Origin of the sequence: Azospirillum sp. SYSU D00513 (genome assembly GCF_017356015.1) — a bacterium.
Classification (GTDB): domain Bacteria; phylum Pseudomonadota; class Alphaproteobacteria; order Azospirillales; family Azospirillaceae; genus Azospirillum.
Genome location: NZ_JAFIQV010000011.1, coordinates 1 through 19,670 on the forward strand (window position 1 = coordinate 1; position 19,670 = coordinate 19,670).

The window sequence follows — 19,670 nt, forward strand, 5'->3', positions numbered from 1 at the left end:
CGCCCCATCCCCGCCCCCTTCGTTCGGCAGAGCCTAAGGCCGGACAGATCACTTGCTACAAACTCCGGACACATCACGTGTTAGCGACACCGTTCGGGGCGGTCGTTGACAGCCCCCGGACCGTTGGCTAGGGTTCGCGACCACCGCGACGCGGCAAAGCTGCCGCTTCGCGGCGGTTCGTGTTTTCTCCCTTCCCCCGGACGGTGCAAGGGGGCGGCCATGAGCCGCCGGTGCATGGCGCCGGCTTCCACAGCCCCCCGACGGCCCCGCTCCCTGATGGATTCGCTCACCGTGAACACAGCCGGCCTTCTCGACAGGAACGTTCGCGGCGGAGACCGTTGATGGCCTTCCTCGCCGCCACCGGACGCGCCTTCCTGCTGTTCCTCTCGGCCACGGGCCGGCTGGCGCTCTTCACGGCGTCGGGCCTGTCGCACTGCGTGCGCCCGCCCTTCTACCCGCGCCAGATCCTGCGGCAGATGATCGACATCGGCTACTACTCCCTGCCGGTGGTCGGGCTGACCGCGCTGTTCACCGGCATGGTGCTGGCGCTGCAGAGCTATTCCGGCTTCTCGCGCTTCCAGGCCGAAAGCGCCATCGCGACCGTCGTCGTCCTGTCCGTGACCCGCGAACTGGGCCCCGTGCTCGCCGGGCTGATGGTCGCGGGCCGCATCGGCGCCGCCATGGCCGCCGAGATCGGAACCATGCGCGTGACCGAGCAGGTGGACGCCCTGTCCACCCTGTCCACGAACCCCTTCAAGTACCTCGTGGCACCGCGGCTGCTCGCCGGCATCACCATGCTGCCCCTGCTGGTGCTGGTCGCCGACATCATCGGCGTCTTCGGCGGCTTCCTGGTCTCGGTCTACCGGCTGGGCTTCAGCCCGGCCGCCTACATCGCCAACACCTGGCAGTTCCTCGAACCGGTGGACGTCATCTCCGGCCTCGTGAAGGCGGCGGCCTTCGGCTTCATCATCGCGCTCATGGGCTGCTACCACGGCTATCATTCGCGCGGCGGCGCGCAGGGTGTCGGTGCGGCCACCACCAACGCCGTGGTCTCCGCCTCCATCCTGATCCTGGTGCTGAACTACCTGATCACCGGCATCTTCTTCTCGACGAAGTAAGGGCATGACGATGCAGACCCCGCCCACCGCCCTGCCGAAGATCGCCACCCCGAAGATCGCGTTGAGGGACGTCCGGAAGAGCTTCGGCCCGAAGACCGTGCTGAACGGCGTCGACCTGGAGGTGGGGCGCGGCGAATCGCTGGTCATCATCGGCGGGTCGGGCACCGGCAAGTCGGTGATGCTGAAATGCATTCTCGGCCTCCTGCAGCCGGACTCCGGCTCCATCACCGTGGACGGCCGGGAAACGACGCGGCTGGGCACGCGCGAGCGCGAGCGGACCATGCGCAAGTTCGGCATGCTGTTCCAGGGTGCCGCCCTCTTCGACAGCCTGACCGTCTGGGAGAACGTCGCCTTCGGCCTGATGCAGGGCCAGGGCATGGCGCGCGGCGAGGCCAAGGAGATCGCGCTCGCCAAGCTCGGCGCCGTCGGGCTCGGCCCGGACGTGGCGGAGCTGTCGCCGTCGGAACTGTCCGGCGGAATGCAGAAACGCGTCGGCCTCGCCCGCGCCATCGCCGCCGAGCCCGAGGTCATCTTCTTCGACGAGCCGACCACCGGCCTCGACCCGATCATGGCCGACGTCATCAACGACCTGATCGTGAAATGCGTGAAGGACCTCGGCGCCACCGCCGTGACCATCACCCACGACATGGCGTCCGCCCGCAAGATCGCCGACCACATCGCCATGATCTACCAGGGCCGCATCATCTGGAACGGCCCCGCGACCGAGATTGACCGCTCCGGCAACGCCTATGTGGACCAGTTCGTCCATGGCCGCGCCGAGGGACCGATCCAGATGCAGGTCCGGAATCTCTGAACCCGGACCTCTGCAGGCCGTATCACAAGTCCGTCTGGGCGATCTGCCGGCCGATGGCCTCGACGAAGGCCTCGGTGCCGGGCCAGCTCGTGATGCGGCCAAGCTTGCGCTTTCCCGCGAAGACGAAGAAGGCGGGAATCCCGTGCAGGCCGAAGCGCTCGGCCATGGGGAAATCGTCGTAGACGTTGTCGTGCAGCCAGCGGACCTCCGGCCATCGGAAACGGTCCGCGCCGGCCAGGATGGCGCGCTTGGCGATGTCGCAGTTCGGGCAGTCGCGGCCCCAGAGGAACAGGATGCTCAGCCGCTCGGGCGATTCCTCGGCAAGGACGCCGTCCAGTTCGGCGCTGGCGACCCGGCGCATCGGGAAGCGCTGGAAGAAGTCGGGAACGGCGCTGTCGCCCATGTTGAACCCCCGTTCCGGACGTCAGGACCGCGCGGCCCTGGCCAGGGCCGCCGAAAGCTCCGGGTTGAGCGCGGCGCCCAGCAGGGCGAGCATGGAGGAGATGGCGAACTCGTTCCGGCCCGCCGCCTCGACCAGCTCCGCCCGGCTGAGCAGTTCGATGCGCATCTCCTCCATGTCGCCGGAGTCCGGCTCCGCGACCCGGCGCGCGCCACGGGCCAGGAACATGTGCCCGGCGCAGCCGCGGTGGTTGCCCTGCATGACGTGGCTGCCGAGCGAAGTCCACTCCGCGGCCTCATAGCCGGTCTCCTCCAGCAGCTCGCGCTTCGCGGCCTCCAGCGACGACTCGCCGGGGTCGATCATGCCGGCCGGAAAGGTCAGGCTGACGCGGCGTGGCCCATGCTTGTAGCTGCGCAGCAGCACCACCCGCCCGTCCTCGGTCTCGGCGAAGATCAGGGCGAAGTCCGATTGCTCGACCTGATAGAAGCTCTCCACGCGCCGGCCATCGGGCAGCTCGACCGTCTCGGCCCGCACCTTCAGGTAGGGGCTGGCGTCCAGCAGGTCCCGGCTCGCCAGCACCCGCCACGGCTTCAGCTCGGCGCTCACGACAGCGCTTCGCCCTGCGCCAGGGCCTCCTGCGGGAGCGCGTAGGGCGGCTGCGTCAGGCCGGCCGGCGACAGGGTGAAGATCTCGCAGCCGTCCTCGGTGATGCCGACCTGGTGCTCGAACTGGGCGGAAAGCGACCGGTCGCGCGTCACCGTGGTCCAGCCGTCCGACAGGATCTTCACGTCCGCCTTGCCGGCGTTCACCATCGGCTCGATGGTGAAGACCATGCCGGGGACGAGCTTCAGCCCCTGCCCGCGCTTGCCGAAATGGTCGATGTGTGGCGCGTCGTGGAAGACCCGGCCGATGCCGTGCCCGCCGAAATCGCGCACCACCGAGCAGCGGTTCGCCTCCACGAGGCTCTGAATGGCGAAGCCGATGTCGCCCAGCGTATTGCCGGGCTTCGCCGCGGCGATGCCGGCCATCATCGCCCGGTAGGTCAGGTCCACGAGGTTGCGGGCCTTCACCCCGATCTTCTCGCCGACGAAATACATGCGGCTGGTGTCGCCGTACCAGCCGTCGAGGATCACCGTGACGTCGATGTTCACGATGTCGCCCTCGGCCAGGCGCTTGTCGTCGCTGGGGATGCCGTGGTTGACGACATGGTTGGGGGAAATGCAGCTCGCCGCCGGGTAACCGTTGTAGCCGATCGTCGCCGGGATGGCGCCGTGATCGCGCATGTAGGCCTCGATCAGCTTGTCGAGATGGCCGGTGCTGACGCCGGGACGCACATGGGGAGTGATGTGGTCCAGCGTCGCCGCCGCCAGCCGGCCGGCCTTGTGCAATGCCTCGAACTCCTCCGGCCCGTGCAGCGGCACGCGCCGCCCCGCCCTGTCCACCACGTTCATCGCTCCCAACCGTCGCAAGAATTCCAGATAGGGCCAACCTATGCAGCCCGTCCCGCCTTGAAAAGCCTTTAGCCGCAACCAGGGGAACGGGGCTGCGTTCCGCGCAACGCGCCCATCTCCGCGCGCCCGGCATTTTCCACCCTACGGGCATAGGAATTAAGGAGGGGGCTTGCTATATGACCAGCGTCGAAACCCCCACCCGAAAAGTCCATTGGCAAAACCGACCACGCGCTTTGTCTGCCAGTCGTGCGGCGCGTCCTTTCCCAAATGGGCGGGGCGCTGCGATGCCTGCGGCGAATGGAACACCCTGGTCGAGGAAGCGGCCCCGGAGACGGCACCCAAGGGGCTCGGCGCCACGCGCGGCCGCAGGCTCGACTTCGTCGGGCTGGGCGGCGTCAGCGAGGCGCCCCCGCGCCGCCTGACCCACATCGGCGAGTTCGACCGGGTGTGCGGCGGCGGCCTTGTGCCCGGCTCGGCCATCCTCATCGGCGGCGATCCCGGCATCGGAAAATCGACCCTGCTGCTCCAGGCCACGGCGCGGCTGGCACAGGAGAACCGCGTCGCCTACGTGTCGGGCGAGGAGGCGGTTGACCAGGTGCGGCTGCGCGCCTTGCGGCTCGGCGTCGCGGCGGCTCCGGTGCAGCTCGCCTCGGCCACCAGCGTCCGCGACATCGCGGCCTCGCTCGACGCGGCCGACGCGCCGGACATCATCGTCATCGATTCCATCCAGACCATGTATGTGGACACGCTGGACAGCGCGCCCGGCACGGTCGCCCAGGTCCGCGCCTCGGCGCAGGAGCTGATCCGCGTCGCCAAGCGGCGCGGCGTCGTGCTGCTGATCGTCGGCCACGTGACCAAGGAAGGCACCATCGCCGGCCCGCGCGTGCTGGAGCACATGGTGGACACGGTCCTCTATTTCGAAGGCGAGCGCGGCCACCAGTTCCGCATCCTGCGCGCCGTCAAGAACCGCTTCGGCCCGACCGACGAGATCGGCGTGTTCGAGATGACCGACAGCGGCCTCGGCGAGGTGGTCAACCCCTCGGCCCTGTTCCTGGCGGAACGGCGCGGCGACGTGTCGGGTGCGGCCGTCTTCGCCGGCATGGAAGGCACCCGCCCCGTCCTGGTCGAGGTGCAGGCGCTGGTCGCCCCCTCCCCGCTCGGCACGCCCCGGCGCGCCGTGGTCGGCTGGGACACGGGCCGCCTCGCCATGGTGCTGGCCGTGCTGGAGGCGCGCTGCGGCGTGCAGATCGGCGCCAACGACGTGTACCTGAACGTGGCCGGCGGCCTGCGCATCACCGAGCCGGCGGCCGACCTCGCCGTGGCGGCGGCGCTCGTCTCCTCCCTCACCGGGGAGCCGGTGCCTGCCGACGCCGTGGTGTTCGGCGAGATCGGCCTGTCCGGCGAGGTCCGCGCGGTGGGACAAAGTGGGACCAGGCTCAAGGAAGCCGAAAAGCTGGGGTTCTCAACGGCGATCTTTCCGGCTAGACGAGGCGGCGCGCGCGGTGGCGACGGGCTGCGGACGGTCGAGCTCCAGCATCTGGGCGAACTGCTTCCGCTGTTCCAGGCCGGCGACCGCCCCGCGCGCCCGCGCAAACGTGACCAGGACTAGCCCGATGGACAGCCTACCGATCAACCCGGCGGATCTCGCCGTCATCGTCGTGCTGCTGCTGTCGGCCCTGCTGGCCTTCACGCGCGGCATGGTGGCCGAGGTGCTGTCGGTGGCCGCCTGGATCGGCGCCGCCTTCATCACCCTCCAGGCGCTGCCCTATGCGCTGCCCATCGCGCGCAACTACATCCAGATCGAGATGGCCGCCTACGCGGCCGCGGCGGCGGGCGTCTTCATCGTCAGCCTCGTCGTGCTGACGGTGCTGGGGCGGACCGTCTCGCGCGGCGTGCAGAATTCCGGCCTTTCGGCCTTGGACCGGACGCTCGGCTTCATGTTCGGGCTGGTCAAGGGTGGGATTCTGGTCTCCGTGGCCTATCTCTTCTTCCTTTGGCTGGTTCCCAACCCGGCGGAGCATCCGCAGTGGCTGCAGGCCGCCAAGACACGGCCGATGCTCGGCACTGGCGCGGAGATGGTCCTCGGCATGGTGCCGGAGAGCCTGCGCGCCGAAGGGCTCGGCCCGATCGACATGGCGCGCGAGCGTGCTCGCCAAGCCATTGAAGCGAAAGAGGCGCTCGACCGCCTCTCCACCCCGGTCCCGGGAGCCCCGAAGACCGGTGGTGCGTCGCAACCCGATTCCGGCTATAAGGAACGGGACCGCGACGACCTCGAGCGCCTGATACAGAACGCGCGCTGACCGCGCTGGCCGACGATGTCCGTGGACTATAAGGATACCCCGATGCTGACGACGCATCCGTTCGACGACGACAAGCTGCGCGAGGAGTGCGGCGTGTTCGGGATCCAGAACCATAACCAGGCCGCTGCGATCACGGCGCTTGGGCTGCACGCGCTGCAGCACCGGGGCCAGGAGGCGGCGGGCATCGTCAGCTTCGACGGCGACCGGTTCCACCCCGAGCACACCATGGGCCTCGTTGGCGACCATTTCAGCTCCGAGGCGGTGATCTCGAAGCTGAAGGGCCCGTCGGCCATCGGGCACGTGCGCTATGCCACCACGGGCGACACGACGATCCGCAACGTCCAGCCGCTCTACGCCGACTTCGAGTTCGGCGGCTTCGCGCTGGCCCACAACGGCAACCTGACCAACGCGCAGACCCTGCGCCGCCAGCTGGTCCGCCGGGGCTGCCTGTTCCAGTCCACCACCGACACCGAGGTGATCGTCCACCTCATGGCGATCTCCCGCAACGGCTCCCCCGTGGACCGGCTGGTGGAGGCGGTGCGCCAGGTGGAGGGCGCCTTCTCGCTCGTGGCGCTGACCTCGGACGCCGTCATCGGCGTGCGCGACCCGCTGGGCGTGCGCCCGCTGGTCCTCGGAAAGCTGGGCGATACCCACATCCTCGCCAGCGAGACCTGCGCGCTCGACATCGTCGGCGCCGATTATGTCCGCGACATCGAGCCGGGCGAGATGGTCGTGCTCGACTCCTCGGGCGTGCACAGCCTGCGGCCGTTCCAGCCGCAGGGCCGCCGCTTCTGCATCTTCGAGTACATCTACTTCGCGCGCCCCGACAGCGTGATGGAGGGTGCTTCCGTCTACCAGGCGCGCCAGCGCATCGGCGCGGAGCTGGCCCGCGAGTCCGGTGTGGACGCCGACATCGTCGTGCCGGTGCCCGACAGCGGCGTTCCGGCCGCACTCGGCTACGCGACGCAGAGCGGCATCCCCTTCGACCTGGGCATCATCCGCAACCATTATGTCGGCCGCACCTTCATCGAGCCGACGGACCAGATCCGCCATCTCGGCGTGAAGCTGAAGCACAACGCCAACCGCGCCATGATCGAGGGCAAGCGGGTCATCCTGGTGGACGATTCCATCGTTCGCGGCACGACCTCGAAGAAGATCGTGGAGATGGTGCGGTCCGCCGGCGCCAAGGAGGTGCACATGCGCATCTCCAGCCCGCCGACCTCGCACCCCTGCTTCTACGGCATCGACACGCCGGAACAGGACAAGCTGCTCGCCCACCGGATGACGGTGGAGGAGATGCGCGACTTCATCCAGGCCGACAGCCTCGCCTTCATCTCGCTGGACGGGCTGTACCGCGCCATGGGCGAGGAAAAGCGCGACCCCAACAACATCCGCTTCTGCGACGCCTGCTTCACCGGCGATTACCCGATCGCCCTGACGGACACGCTGGACAATCCGCCGGTGGACGCCAAGGCCCGTATCCGCGCGTGACGGCCGCCCGCTAGCGACCATTCATCGCAGTTCCGGCGTGGCCGGCCGCTTCCCGCGGCCGGCCCGTTCCGTATAATGCCCCCGCTTTCCACCCCCAGAGCCGAGCCTCCGTCCATGTCCCGACTTTCCGGCCGCATCGCCCTCATCACCGGCGCGTCGCGCGGCATCGGCGCCGCCGTCGCCAAGCGTTACGCCGCCGAGGGCGCCCACGTCATCCTGACCGCCCGCACCGTCGGCGGGCTGGAGGAGGTGGACGACGCCATCCACGCCGCGACCGGCCAGCGAGCGACGCTCGTGCCGCTCGACCTCCGGGACTTCGACAAGATCGACCAGGTCGTCTATTCGATCTACGAGCGGTTCAAGCGGCTGGATATCCTCGTCGGCAACGCCGGCGTGCTGGAGGTGCTGGGGCCGATGGGGCAGTTCGACCCGCAGACCTGGCAGCGGATCATGGACGTGAACGTCACGGCCAACTACCGGCTGATCCGCTCCACCGACCGGCTGCTGCGCGCGTCCGACGCCGGCCGGGCCATCTTCGTGACCTCCGGTGCTGCGCGCGGTCCCCGCGCCTACTGGGGTCCCTACGGCGCCAGCAAGGCGGCTCTGGAAATGTTCGTGCAGAGCTACGCGCTGGAGATCGCCAAATCGAACCTGCGCGTCAACCTGCTCGACCCCGGCCGCGTCCGCACCAAGATGCGCACCCAGGCCTATCCCGGCGAGGATCCGGCCACCCTGCCCGCCCCTGACGCCGTCACCGACCGCTTCGTCGAACTGGCCGAGGTTTCCTGCACCCGCCACGGCGAGATCGTGAAGGCCTGATCCGCGTCGGGCGGCATCGCCCCGGCCCTCTCCGCCTCATGAGTGGTGAGCGGGGCGAGGGCCTGCCTGTTGCGGGTTTCCAGCGTGATAAACGAGGTTTCAGGGCAGCGGAAAGAGGTATGGCATCGTGCCTTTTTCCCTTGGCTCCGCCTGGAGCCGAACCCTTCAGCCATACCTCATCGGGCGTGGTGTGACGGTTCGGCCATGCCCAAGCGCTGTTTTACTCGCGAGGATATCCCCAGAGTCTGTGGGTAACTCTGTGGGAGACTCGGAACACATGCCGGGAAGCAGAGAGGCGTGCCAACGGTTGGCCTGCAATTGCCTGTTTTCTAGGCGTGCTTGGAACGCCGAAACCCGCAGAACGCTTGCATCTTTCACCCATCACCCGAACGGGTGAGACGAAACAGCAACAGCTTAGGGTTTCTTGAGCGGCCTCATGTTGCTGTGCACAACTGCCTGAACGGCTTCATTTTGATTGTGAGGGCGCCGCGTCGATGGACTGCCCGCACCCCCCTGCCGTTCTTTCCATCCCTTCCCTGTCCATCCGGATAGGCCGCAAGGGCGCAAAAGCATGGAGACGGCGCGCGGTGCGCTTTAACACAAGTTTGACCCCTGCCAGACTCGGCTGCGACTCGGTTAGGATGCTCCTCGAACAAACAGCAAAGAGGAACGGACCCATGGCGCATTACCTTGTTGCATACGATCTGCTTTCTCATGATTACGATTACCAGTATCTTTTCGATACACTGAACACTGTTGGTGTTCAGGTGTGCGACAGGGCGTGGACTATTGCCGTTACTCAGGGGACCGCTGAAGTGCGCGATACGCTTGAGGCTTTGGCCGCCCCAGGGGATCGCCTGTTCGTCGCAACGTTGGAAGACGGCTCCTGGGCCGCGGCAAACGTGTCCCTTCCCACCCCCGCCGATCTGGAACTCACCGGCTGACGCGCTTGGCGGAAGCAGCCCGCCCCCGCTTGGCCGCCGCATCCCGTTCAGGATCAGGCTTCGGCTGAAGATGACGGTCTCGCGGAGTTCCAGCCGCAGCCGCGGATGGCCTTGCGGACCTCAACGTTCGGACAGTGCCAGCTTGGCGCCGAGGCCGACGAAGGCCGCAGCGAAGGTCCGGCGCATCCATGTCAGCACGCGGGGCCGCGAGACGGTTTGGTGCGTTTGGGCCTCTTTCTCAAAGACGCGGGTTGTGGTGCAATCGGTCATTCCGATGCGTCACGTCGCGAATCCGCGGCAAGGAAACCGTTCTGATGGAGCGGACGGTGGGGAAGGTCCGAATGAAGCCATCGACCGCTTTGGAGCATAAACGCCAAGCCGTGCTCGACGCGGTTGGCCGGTCTCGTGCGGTAAACCCGCGGGTCTTCGGCTCCGTGGCGCATGGCACCGATCACGAGGGCGGCGACCTCGATTTGCTGGTCGATCCGCTGCCCGGAGCGACCCTGTTCGATCTGGGAGAGCTTCAGGTCGAGCTGGAGGAGTTGCTGGGTGTTCCGGTCGATCTCCTGACGCCCGGTGACCTGCCCACGCGGTTCCGTGATCAAGTGTTGGCGGAAGCACGCCCGTTGTGATGGGCACCCGGCTGACCGACTATTTGGATCATCTCCAGCAAGCGGCCGCCGATGCCTGCCGCTACGTCGAGGGCATGAGCCGGGACGACTTTCTTGCCGACAAGCGCACGCAACAGGCGGTCATCTTCAACTTGGTCATCATCGGCGAGGCAGCGACAAAGCTGCTGAAGTTGCATGAGGATTTCTTGAACCGCCATCCTGCGGTTCCATGGCGCGGTATGAAGGGAATGCGCAACCGCATCGCGCACGGCTACTTCGAGATCAACCTCGATGTCGTCTGGGACACCGTGAAGGACGGCTTGCCCGATCTGCTGTCGCGATTGCCGGCCATCAGGGAAGACGCTGAACGCGACGCCGCGGACTGATCAAGACATGCTGGGGAAACCGGCTGTCGAACGGAAAACAGCCGGTTCCCGCCCCCATCAATCGTCGGCGTAGGGGTTCTTGCCCTTGCGGAGCAGCAGCCGCACCGGCACGCCCGGCAGGTCGAAGGCGTCGCGCATGTTGGCGATCAGGTAGCGCTGATAGCTTTCCGGCAGGTCCAGAGGCTTGTTGACGAACAGGGCGAAGGTCGGCGGGCGCGTCTTCACCTGGGTCATGTAGCGGATCTTGACGCGGCGGCCCTCGACCAGGGGCGGCGGATGGTGGTCCAGCACGCCCTCGATCCAGCGGTTGAGCTGGGAGGTCGGGATGCGCCGGTTCCACTGCGCGTAGGTCTTGAGGATGGCGTCGAGCAGCGTGTCGAGCTTCTGCCCCTTGAGGGCGGAGATGGTCACGACGCTGACGCCCTTGACCTGCGCGAGCTGCGACTCGAGCTTGTCCTCGATCTGCTTGAGCGCCATGGCGCGGTCGTCCACCGCGTCCCACTTGTTCACGGCGATCACCAGCGAGCGGCCCTCGTCCACCACCATGCGGGCGATGGTCAGGTCCTGCTTGTCGAGGATCTGCTCGGCATCGACCACCAGCACGACGACGTTCGCCAGGCGGATGACACGCAGGCCGTCGGCGACCGCCAGCTTCTCCACCTTGTCGTCCACGCGGGCGCGGCGGCGCATGCCGGCGGTGTCCACGAGGCGGAACTTGCGGTCGCGCCAGGTCCAGTCCACGGCGATGGCGTCGCGCGTCATGCCGGCCTCCGGGCCGGTCAGCACGCGCTCCTCGCCCACGAGGCTGTTGAGCAGGGTGGACTTGCCGGCGTTCGGACGGCCGACGATCGCGATCTGGATGGGCTTGGCGCGCTCGGATTCCGGTTCCGGCTGGTCGCCGATGGGCAGCGCCGCGATCTCGGGCGGCAGCTCCTCGGCCGCGTCGGCACCGCCGTCGCCTTCCGCGGGAGCATAGGGCATCAGCGCCTGCACGAGGTCGGCCATGCCCTCGCCATGCTCGGCGGACAGGGCGATGGGCTCGCCCAGCCCAAGCTCGAAGGCCTCGTAGAGGCCTGGCATGCCGGCCTTCCCCTCCGCCTTGTTGGCGACGAGGATGACAGGGGTCTTGCCCTTGCGCAGCATCGCCGCGAAATGGCGGTCGAGCGGGGTGATGCCGGCGCGCGCGTCCACGATGAACAGGGCGACGTCGGCGCGCTCCAGCGCGCGCTGAGTCTGGCGGCGCATGCGCGCCTCCAGGCTGTCGTCGGTCACGTCCTCCAGGCCGGCGGTGTCCACCACCGTGAAGGACAGGCCGCCGACATGGCCGGGCGCGCTGCGCCAGTCGCGCGTCACGCCGGGCGTGTCGTCGACGATGGCCAGCTTCTTGCCGGCGAGACGGTTGAACAGGGTCGACTTGCCCACGTTGGGGCGGCCGACGAGAACGACTGTGAAAGTACCGGAATCAGACGACATGGGGCCAGAGGCCTCCCGTGAATCAGCGGAAGGCGACAAGCGTTCCGCTGTCGCTCAATACATATAGGGTGTTGTTCGCGACAATGGGAGGCAAGTAGGTCCCCGACGGAAGCGGATAACGCCCGGCGACCGAGCCGTTGGCCGGCGACAGGGCGAGCATCTGCCCGTGCGACCCCGTCACCCAGAGGCGTCCGCCCGCCAGCACCGGCCCGGACCAGACGATCGGGCCGTCCCGGTCCTCCGGATCCTCGAAGCGGTCGAGCGCCGCGATCCAGCGCACGCGTCCGGCCTCGCGGGTCAGCGCCACCACCTCGGCGTTGTTGGTCAGGACGAACAAGAAATCACCGGCCGACCAGGGAGTCTGCGTGCCGCCGATGTCGGCCTCCCAGATACGGGCGCCGATCCGCTCGTCCACCGCGATCATGCGGTCGCCGTGGCTGATGGCGAAGACGCGGCCCCGGTCGATCACGGGCAGCCCGCGGATGTCCGCGAGGTTGCTGAGGGCACCACCGCGCCGGACCGAGGCGAGGTTTTCCTGCCAGGCGACGCGGCCGTTCTCCGGCCGCAGCCCGTACAGCTCGCCCGAGGAATAGGCGGCCACGACCAGCGTGCCCGTCACGGCCGGGCTGGAGGTGCCGAGGATGCCGGCGGCCTCCAGGATGCCCTGGTGCGTCCAGATCTCGGTGCCGTCATCGACCGACAGGGCGACGAGCTGGTTGTCGAGCGTCACGACATAGACGCGCCCGTCCATCACCGTCGGTGCGCCGCGCACCGGCCCGGCCACGCGCTTGCGCCAGATCACGCGGCCGTCGGCGGGCGACAGGGCCAGCACCTCGCCATAGCCGGTCGAGGCGAAGATCCTGCCGCCGGCGAAGGCGACACCGCCGCCGGTCGCCCGGCCGCGCTCGCCGTCCGGCCGGGTGTCGATGCGCCACAGGGAGCGGCCGCCGGCAGCGTCGAGCGCGGCGACGTGGGACTCCGCGTCCATCGCATAGACGCGCCCCTCCGCCACGACGGGCAGGGAGATCAGCATGCGCGCGCTGCTGGAGCCGGTGCCCACGTCGCTGCGCCATGCCTCACGGGGGCTGGCACCGAGCTGCGGGTGCTGCAGCGAGTGTTCCGGATTCCCGCCGGCCTGCGCCCATTCGGCGTTGGTCTCCGCCGGCGGCACGGTCACCGCGACGTCGGCGATCCGCGGGTCGGCCTGCAGCTCGCCGCGTCCGCTCAGGACGGACACGCGCTGGCCGGGAAGCGGCGGCTCCGGCGCGTTGCCGAACCAGCCATCGACGGTGTCGCACCCGCCGAGCGTCAGGGCAAGCAGGGGGGCGTACAACAGGGCGCTGCGGACGGGGGAAGTGCGGGTCATCAGGTCTTGCCGTAAAGGGCGGCGAGGTCGGCCGCGCGCGAGCGCACGCCGGCCGGGGCCTGCGTGTCGTCCGCCAGTTGCTGGAAGAGAGTGCCGGCGCGCGCCGTGTCCCCGGCCCGCGCGGCGAGCAGGCCGGTCAGCTCCCGCGCCGAGAAGCGCCAAGGGCTGCCCTCCTCCGCCAGCGGCTGGAGGCGCGACTGGAGCTGGGCCGGATCGCCGGTCTCGAGCTGGTGCATCACCGACAGGAGCGTGGCCGCGTTGCGGTAGGCGATGTCCACCGCGGCGTCCCCGGCGATCTGGTCGTAGGCGGCGGCGGCCTCGGCCGCCTTGCCGTCGCGGGCCAGCAGCGCCGCGGCGTTGAACCGGGCGAGAGCCGCCATGTCCGGAGCCGCCGTGCCCGCATAGCCCGTCAGCGCTTCCACGCCCTGGGCCGGCCCCTGCGCCGACTTGGAAATGGCGGAAACGAGGGCGGCAGTCGATTCCTGGCGCTGGGCCAGGTCGCGGCTTTCCCAGACCTTGTAGCCGGCGGTCGCGGCGACGGCCAGGACGAGCACGCCGATCATGACGCCGCCATAGCGCTTGAACAGGCGCTCCATCCGGTCGCGGCGGATATCCTCGTCGACTTCGCGGAAAATGTCGCTCATGGCCTCGATCTGGCATCCGGTTGCGGCAGCCCTTTCCGGTCCCGTTGAGAGGGGCCGTACAGGACGAACCGATGCAGGGCCGCCGGCTCGCCCGGGACCTTGCGGAAGAATCAAAGGGCCGGATAGCAGAGGCTACCGCTCGCGGTCAAGGCGCAACGCTTTCGATCGGCGGCACGAGGCCCGAATGGGCCGGTTCGGCGGGGTGCTGGCGCGCCATTCCATGGAGCGGCCCAGGGCGGGGATGCGGCCGGCGGGTTCCGCCCGACTCCCGCGCCTTGCGGCGTGGCGGGACGAATCGCGTGCCGGAGCTCGCGAGCCGCCTCCCTGCGCGGCTCAAAGAGCAGGACTCGCGCTCGGCGATAATCCGGCCGGGGCCGGAAACGGCCGAGGCCGCGAACGCACCGGGGGATCGGTGCGTTCGCGGCCTCGTCGGTCACCAAGTAAGGTGCGAGCCTGGGGTGGCTCCGTCGCGATCAGGAAGCCATCGCGGCGGCGGCGATGACGGCCTGGGTCCGGTTCTTCACGCCGAGCGACTTGAAGATCGCCGTGACGTGGATCTTCACCGTGCCTTCGGACAGGCCCAGCTCATAAGCGATCTGCTTGTTGGACTTGCCGGCGCGCAGGCACTCCAGCACTTCGCGCTGGCGTTGCGTCAGGCCGTAGCTGCCGCCGTTGCGCTCGGTCAGCTCCATCGCGCGGCGGCGCGGTGCGGCATCGGCGGCGGTGCCGAAGCTGAGGGCGCCGGGCGGAAGATAGATGCCGCCGGAGAAGACGAGGTTCAGCGCCCCCATCATCACCTTGACGCTGCTGGATTTCGGAATGTAGCCGGTGGCGCCGTGGTCCAGGGCGCCGCGGATGTCGCTCAGCGCCTCGGAAGCCGAGATCACCACCACTGGAACGCCGGGCTGCAGGCTCTGGACCTCGCGCAGCCCTTCGAAACCGGGCCAGCCCGGCATGTGGAGGTCCATCAGCACGACGTCAAAGCCGGTGCCGCTGCGGCACTGCTCGACGACCTCGCCGAACGTGCCCGCCTCGACAAAAACCGCGTCGGCGTGCAGCTGCTCGAGCAAACGCCGCAGGCCTTCCCGGAACAGCAGATGGTCGTCACCGATCAGGATCTTCATGTTTCCTGTCCACCTTCGTTATGCCGGCCCTGCCGGACCTTTGCTTCGTCTCTCGGCTTGGCGCCTTCCGCATCCGGGTATTGTTCAGCCCCGAAAACGTATTAGACAGGTACCACATTGGTTATTGATCCCGTATACGGACAAGCGCCATAGGTCCTTTGCCGCCGGAAAACTCCACCTTCGACAAGCGATTTGCGATCGAACGCGAGTCCTTCGGACGAAGGTCATAGGTGCAAAAAGTCATCGGACCAACCGATTCCATCCCGGAAAATCGCGCCTATTTTTATCAAAATACAGGCCATCGCCGAACCCGCCCCCGCGGCGTCATCGAAGCCCCCCATTCCGCCACCACTTCGGTATAGGTCAGCTACCCGGAAGCGGTGGGATGTACTTACCTTCACATAGGCAGCACTGCATAAGTGTTATCGTTCAGAGCTCCCCTGTCTCCGAACAGATGCTCTTGGAGATGTTGAATGATAGTCCATCGTTTGATTTACCTAGGGGCCGGCAAATAATAAGATGATTATCGACCTGTCAAGTTACTTTGCAATTTTGACGAGATGCCGGGGACTTTTGATGAATCGCTCAACCACCACCGCCGGTCAAGGCGCGGACAACCAACGCACGCGGCGACAGCGCCCTCACGGGGCGGGCCAAGATGCCTCCAACAAGAGCTGACCCATGCACATGACCCATGAGTACGCCCATGAGAAAGCATCCCACCCGACCCGCAACGCGGTGACAGCAATGCACGTCTGCCTGATTCTCGACAATAGCGCGCTGACCGACACCGTCGTTCAGCAGCTCGAACGCGCGGGCCGCCACCGCCTGACGGTGCTTCACGACCTGTCCGAGCTGACGCAGAGCACGCTGACCCCCGACGCGATCCTGATCGGGCTTCAGCAGTTCACCGCGCTTCGCGAGAACGAACCGATGGTCTATCTGCGGCTGTCGCGGCGCTCCCGCATCGTCGTCGTCCTGTCGTCGCGCGAACTGCTGGACGCGGCGCATATCCTCGCCTTCGCCGACGCTTGGGTGTTCGAGGATCTGAACGTCGACCGGATCAACGAGCTGCTGGACCTCGGGCTCGAGGGGCACTGCCTCATGCCGAAGCAGTTCCTGTCGCGCCTCGGCGTCGACGAGATCCGTCTGACCTTGTTGCCGAGGCTGTCGGAACCGGAGTTCGAAACCCTGCGCCTGCTGGGCCAGGGGCTGAACAACCGGACGATCGCCAACCAGCTCGACCTGTCCGAGGCGGTGATCAAGTCGATGGTCCGCAGCGTCCTGTCGAAGCTGCACTTCCGCAACCGCACCGAGGCCGGCGTGTTCGCGGCGCGCCAGCAGGGCGCGCTACTCTCCGCCCGCAGCGGCATCACGCCGCCGCAGATGCATGTAGCGGCCGGCCATCGGCCGAACGCCTGACACCGCCAACCGGCCGGACCTTTCCGGCCGGGGCTCCCCATGCGGCCAGGCCCCATACCATCCCGGCATCCCTGACGGTTCGCAACGCCTGGCCCGCAAGGCCCTCAGCCGGTCCGGCCTCAAGGACGCGGCTCCATCCGGCATGGCATAGGCATGACGGTGGCCCCCGCTCGCATCCCGAGCGGGGGCCACCGTTCTTCGCCATAATGCTTGCCAATTGATGTTTGACAGCGTTCGCTTTCAGCCTCCGCCGCAGGACTTGCGGCGGAGCGAGGCCCGCCGGAAGGCTACTGCGCGGCCATGGCCGGCACTCCGGCCATGTCGCCGCCGACCCCGTTGTTCAGAGCCCAGATCGCGGCCTGGGTGCGGTTCGACGCGTTGATCTTGCGCAGCAGGCTCTTGAGGTGGACCTTGACGGTGGCCTCGGTGATGCTGAGATGGTTGGCGATCATTTTGTTCGAATCGCCGTTGAGCAGGCAGCGCAGGATCTGCACCTCGCGCTGCGACAAGCCCTTGCGGGAAATCGGCATCTCCGCGCTGTTGCCGTTCACCCGCCCGCTGATCAGCAGCGCCGCCAGATGGGTCGGGAACACCTTCTCGCCGATCATCACCAGCTTCAGCGACTGCGCCAGGGCGTCCGAGGACAGATCCTTCATGAGATAGCCGTCGGCGCCGGCCTCGAGCGCGTTCGTGAGGCGGCGGGTGCACAACTCGCTCGTCAGCACGACGATGCGCGTGTCGGGAAGCTGCGCGCGCAGACGGCGCATGCCCTCCGCCTCCTCGTCGCCGCCGCTGGACAGGTCAAGCAGAATGAGTTGCGGGCTGAGGCCGTTCTCCACCGCGCCGAGCGCCTCCCGAAGGTTGCCGGCCTCGGCGGAGATGTAAAAGGAGGATTCGCCCAGGAGACGCTTCAAGCCTTCTCTGAAAAGTTTGTTGGAGTCGATCAAAAAGGCGCGCACTGGTTCCATGGTCAGCTCCCGCGGTATTTTGGAAAGGGCTTCAAGACTCGTGGCGAAATCTTTCCGACATTCCGACACCTTCGGCTTCCCAACCCCGCCCTTGCTTGGCCCCGTTGCACCGATATTTTGGGGGATCATACTCACGCGCTGTAATAAATGTCACCTCCTCCGGGAGTTAAAGGGAACATGCATTAGACATATGCGCAAAGGTTCTTTCAATTTTGGGTAATACATAAACACGTAAGCAGCAAAACAACGCCATTTCGTCTTCGATTAGGTGGTACTGTTACAATCATTGGACAAAGGTAACCTTCCTCCGCTTGCGATTAGCGGCATCGTTCAAACCTTTGAAAATGGGTTGTTGCCAACCAACGCGGGGTAGACGAGCACGGACGTGCGAATTCGCCCCTTGCGTTCATCGGCCGGAAGGCTGAGGCTCCCGCCAAAGGCTCCCATGGAAGGCGGCGCTCCGAACCTGTCGCTTTCCACCGGAGCGAAGGGCATGGTGACCGGCATGACGGCGTGGCAGACGATCGGACTGGTGGTGGCGGGCTATCTCGGCCTGCTGGCGCGCAGCGCCTGGAAGCAGGGCGAGATGCGGCAGTTCCTGCGCAGCCTGCTGATCGTCGCCGGCCTTGTCGCCCTGGTGGCCGGTGCCGTGGCGGTCGCCGCCGCGCTGGATTCATGAACGGGCAAAACTGAACGGAAAAGACAGAGCCCTTCCCCGCCGGCCGGTGGGGAAGGGCTCTGTCCTGACGCGGCGCCGATGGTCCGGGCGCCGGCTCCCGCTTGCGCGGCCTCAGATCTGGCCGCGTTCCTGCGCCTGACGCATCAGCACATACTGGCGCATCATCTGGTTGCGGAAGCGGTAGCGGGTCCGTCCCGGCTCGACCACCGCCTCCAGAACGCCGCCGTGATCCTCGCGTGTCAGCCGCTCCAATATCCCGAACACCTCGGAGGAAGGCTCGCCGACGCTGCCCGCGAGGTCCGTCGGGTTGAAGGTGCCGTAGGCGTCCGCCGGGCAGAGCGCCGCCGCCAGCAGCAGGTCCTCCAGCTCGGCGCGCCGCTCGGCCGCCAGGGCGCGGGCGTAAGAGTCGACGATGCCGCGCTCCGCCTCCTGCAGGCAGCGGGCGACCGCGTAGGCGAGATCCTCCCGCTCGACCACCCGCCCGCCGCGGCTGACGGCGCTGCGCGCCGCGTGCAGGCCGAGAAGCTGGGCGTAATAGGGCAGACCGCGCACGAATTCGCAGATCCGCTGCACGACATCCGGCGCGAAGGAAATGCCCGCGTTGTCCGCACCGGCCTGCAGCAGACGCCCGATCTCCTGGTCGGTCATCAGCGGCAGGTGGACGGGTACCAGGGAGCGCTGGATGGACGGGTGCTTGCCCAGCAGCTGGTCCAGGTTCTCGGCCACGCCGACGACGAGCAGGGTCACGGGGATCGAGCTGTCCGTCAGGTTCTTGAACAGCTCGGCCAGCTTGTTGCGGAAATCCTCGTCGGTGACGCGGTCATACTCGTCGAGGATGAGCAGGACATGCGTCGCGTGGATGCCGGACAGCACCTCGTTCAGCTCGGTCACGCTGAAGGTGCCCTCGGGCAGCAGTTCGTTGAAGCTCGTGAAGCTGCGCCGCGAGGCGTAGGGGTTGTCGAGGCCGGACCGGTAGTAGGTCGAGGGGATCTTCTTCAGGAAGTGCCGGAAGATGTCTTCGAAGGTCAGCTCCGCGCTGCAGGTCAGCTTCAGCGACAGGTAGCCCGCCTCGCCGGCGATCTTCTCGATGGCGTTGGCGACGGAGGTCTTGCCGCGGCCGCGGTCGCCGAAGAGGATGACATGCGCCCGCTCCTCCTCGATGGCGGAGATGACGCGTCGGATGGTGTCCGTCCGGCCGATGAACAGCGAGTTCAGCGCCTGCTTGGGGCGTGTCGGCGTGAAGGCCTCGCGCAGCAGGCCGTTCAGCTCGGGCGTCATGCCCTTCAGCATCGCCGGCGCCATGGCGCCGGGGCCGCGCAGGCCGCCGTTCACGGACATGGTGAAGCGCGGCATCTCCATGTCGGTGTCCGCCGAGGCAAGCCGCCCCGCCGCCGGCCCGGCCGACAAGGGCCGTGCCCGGTGGTCGTCGGCCATCCCGCCCCGGCCGGGGTCCGGGCCGCGCATGGCGTCCGCGGGCCCGACGGGGCGCAGATGTGGAGCCTGGGGCGGCTTCATGGGCGGCGCGCCGCCACCCGGGCCGGTGATCCCACCGCCCTCCGCCACAAACCGTTCGTCCGCCACGGCGGTGGCCCGCCTCTTCCGAAAGAAGTTTCGCATCCGTCCCGTGCCTTGAGCAGTCCGCGTTGCCGCACCGGCCGGT

At 67.6% G+C, this 19,670-nt stretch carries 21 protein-coding genes; 11 read left to right on the forward strand and 10 right to left on the reverse strand.

Annotated features, from left to right (window positions below):
- Window positions 1-341 precede the first annotated feature (341 nt).
- Together JUB11_RS10200 and JUB11_RS10205 are read left to right on the forward strand one after the other, a co-directional pair.
- Window positions 342-1,118 carry an ABC transporter permease gene (locus JUB11_RS10200; protein WP_207458429.1) on the forward strand — a complete coding sequence of 259 codons (777 nt, stop codon included), beginning with the start codon at window positions 342-344 and terminating at the stop codon, window positions 1,116-1,118.
- Between the two features lie 10 nt (window positions 1,119-1,128).
- Window positions 1,129-1,932: an ATP-binding cassette domain-containing protein gene (locus tag JUB11_RS10205; protein ID WP_207458560.1), complete on the forward strand. Its 804-nt coding sequence runs from the start codon at window positions 1,129-1,131 to the stop codon at window positions 1,930-1,932.
- A 22-nt stretch (window positions 1,933-1,954) separates the two neighbouring features.
- On the opposite strand, the gene JUB11_RS10210 is transcribed toward JUB11_RS10205, so the two are convergent.
- Genes JUB11_RS10210 through map form a run of 3 tightly spaced genes read right to left on the reverse strand, consistent with a single transcriptional unit; the run spans window position 1,955 to window position 3,777 of the window.
- Window positions 1,955-2,335 carry a thioredoxin gene (locus JUB11_RS10210; protein ID WP_207458430.1) on the reverse strand — a complete coding sequence of 127 codons (381 nt, stop codon included), beginning with the start codon at window positions 2,333-2,335 and terminating at the stop codon, window positions 1,955-1,957.
- Between the two features lie 21 nt (window positions 2,336-2,356).
- Window positions 2,357-2,938: an NUDIX domain-containing protein gene (locus JUB11_RS10215; protein WP_207458431.1), complete on the reverse strand. Its 582-nt coding sequence runs from the start codon at window positions 2,936-2,938 to the stop codon at window positions 2,357-2,359.
- On the reverse strand, window positions 2,935-3,777 hold the full coding sequence (map, locus tag JUB11_RS10220) for a type I methionyl aminopeptidase (protein WP_348771403.1): 843 nt from the start codon (window positions 3,775-3,777) through the stop codon (window positions 2,935-2,937). The genes JUB11_RS10215 and map overlap by 4 nt, the downstream gene beginning before the upstream one ends.
- Before the next feature lie 217 nt (window positions 3,778-3,994).
- Between map and radA the strand changes: the two genes are divergently transcribed.
- From radA to JUB11_RS10245, 5 genes are all read left to right on the forward strand, one after another.
- On the forward strand, window positions 3,995-5,392 hold the full coding sequence (radA, locus tag JUB11_RS10225; RefSeq protein ID WP_207458433.1) for a DNA repair protein RadA: 1,398 nt from the start codon (window positions 3,995-3,997) through the stop codon (window positions 5,390-5,392).
- Between the two features lie 4 nt (window positions 5,393-5,396).
- Window positions 5,397-6,083: a CvpA family protein gene (locus tag JUB11_RS10230; protein ID WP_207458434.1), complete on the forward strand. Its 687-nt coding sequence runs from the start codon at window positions 5,397-5,399 to the stop codon at window positions 6,081-6,083.
- Between the two features lie 42 nt (window positions 6,084-6,125).
- Window positions 6,126-7,574 (forward strand): amidophosphoribosyltransferase, encoded by a 1,449-nt coding sequence (gene purF, locus JUB11_RS10235; RefSeq protein WP_207458435.1) that lies wholly within the window; start codon window positions 6,126-6,128, stop codon window positions 7,572-7,574.
- A gap of 114 nt (window positions 7,575-7,688) precedes the next feature.
- Entirely contained in the window at window positions 7,689-8,393 is a 705-nt protein-coding gene (locus JUB11_RS10240) for an SDR family NAD(P)-dependent oxidoreductase (protein WP_207458436.1), read from the forward strand.
- Between the two features lie 677 nt (window positions 8,394-9,070).
- Window positions 9,071-9,337, forward strand: coding sequence for a hypothetical protein (locus JUB11_RS10245; protein WP_207458437.1), 267 nt, complete (start codon window positions 9,071-9,073; stop codon window positions 9,335-9,337).
- 120 nt (window positions 9,338-9,457) lie between these two features.
- On the opposite strand, the gene JUB11_RS10250 is transcribed toward JUB11_RS10245, so the two are convergent.
- Window positions 9,458-9,607, reverse strand: a complete 150-nt coding sequence (locus tag JUB11_RS10250) for a hypothetical protein (RefSeq protein ID WP_207458438.1) — start codon at window positions 9,605-9,607, stop codon at window positions 9,458-9,460.
- 71 nt (window positions 9,608-9,678) lie between these two features.
- Here JUB11_RS10250 and JUB11_RS10255 point away from each other — a divergent pair, with 71 nt between their 5' ends.
- Both JUB11_RS10255 and JUB11_RS10260 read left to right on the forward strand, forming a co-directional pair.
- Window positions 9,679-9,969, forward strand: coding sequence for a nucleotidyltransferase domain-containing protein (locus JUB11_RS10255; protein ID WP_207458439.1), 291 nt, complete (start codon window positions 9,679-9,681; stop codon window positions 9,967-9,969).
- Window positions 9,969-10,334: a DUF86 domain-containing protein gene (locus JUB11_RS10260; protein ID WP_211112485.1), complete on the forward strand. Its 366-nt coding sequence runs from the start codon at window positions 9,969-9,971 to the stop codon at window positions 10,332-10,334. Before JUB11_RS10255 ends, JUB11_RS10260 begins: the two co-directional genes overlap by 1 nt.
- 57 nt (window positions 10,335-10,391) lie before the next feature.
- On the opposite strand, the gene der is transcribed toward JUB11_RS10260, so the two are convergent.
- The 4 genes from der to JUB11_RS10280 form a co-directional block, all read right to left on the reverse strand.
- The gene (gene der, locus JUB11_RS10265) at window positions 10,392-11,807 is read right to left on the reverse strand and encodes a ribosome biogenesis GTPase Der (protein ID WP_207458441.1); all 1,416 of its coding nucleotides are present in this window, start codon (window positions 11,805-11,807) and stop codon (window positions 10,392-10,394) included.
- Between the two features lie 22 nt (window positions 11,808-11,829).
- A complete protein-coding gene (locus JUB11_RS10270) occupies window positions 11,830-13,173 on the reverse strand; it encodes a PQQ-binding-like beta-propeller repeat protein (RefSeq protein WP_207458442.1) in 1,344 nt (447 codons plus the stop codon).
- Window positions 13,173-13,817, reverse strand: coding sequence for a tetratricopeptide repeat protein (locus JUB11_RS10275; protein WP_207458443.1), 645 nt, complete (start codon window positions 13,815-13,817; stop codon window positions 13,173-13,175). Before JUB11_RS10275 ends, JUB11_RS10270 begins: the two co-directional genes overlap by 1 nt.
- Before the next feature lie 473 nt (window positions 13,818-14,290).
- Window positions 14,291-14,941: a response regulator transcription factor gene (locus JUB11_RS10280; protein ID WP_207458444.1), complete on the reverse strand. Its 651-nt coding sequence runs from the start codon at window positions 14,939-14,941 to the stop codon at window positions 14,291-14,293.
- A 681-nt stretch (window positions 14,942-15,622) separates the two neighbouring features.
- Between JUB11_RS10280 and JUB11_RS10285 the strand changes: the two genes are divergently transcribed.
- Window positions 15,623-16,363 (forward strand): LuxR C-terminal-related transcriptional regulator, encoded by a 741-nt coding sequence (locus tag JUB11_RS10285; protein ID WP_247886973.1) that lies wholly within the window; start codon window positions 15,623-15,625, stop codon window positions 16,361-16,363.
- Between the two features lie 287 nt (window positions 16,364-16,650).
- On the opposite strand, the gene JUB11_RS10290 is transcribed toward JUB11_RS10285, so the two are convergent.
- On the reverse strand, window positions 16,651-17,331 hold the full coding sequence (locus tag JUB11_RS10290; RefSeq protein WP_207458445.1) for a response regulator transcription factor: 681 nt from the start codon (window positions 17,329-17,331) through the stop codon (window positions 16,651-16,653).
- Window positions 17,332-17,776: 445 nt separating this feature from the next.
- Between JUB11_RS10290 and JUB11_RS10295 the strand changes: the two genes are divergently transcribed.
- Window positions 17,777-18,010, forward strand: a complete 234-nt coding sequence (locus tag JUB11_RS10295) for a hypothetical protein (RefSeq protein ID WP_207458570.1) — start codon at window positions 17,777-17,779, stop codon at window positions 18,008-18,010.
- A gap of 111 nt (window positions 18,011-18,121) precedes the next feature.
- Here the strand turns inward: JUB11_RS10295 and JUB11_RS10300 are convergent, their stop codons facing one another.
- Window positions 18,122-19,525 (reverse strand): ATP-binding protein, encoded by a 1,404-nt coding sequence (locus JUB11_RS10300; RefSeq protein ID WP_247886974.1) that lies wholly within the window; start codon window positions 19,523-19,525, stop codon window positions 18,122-18,124.
- Window positions 19,526-19,670: the final 145 nt, after the last annotated feature.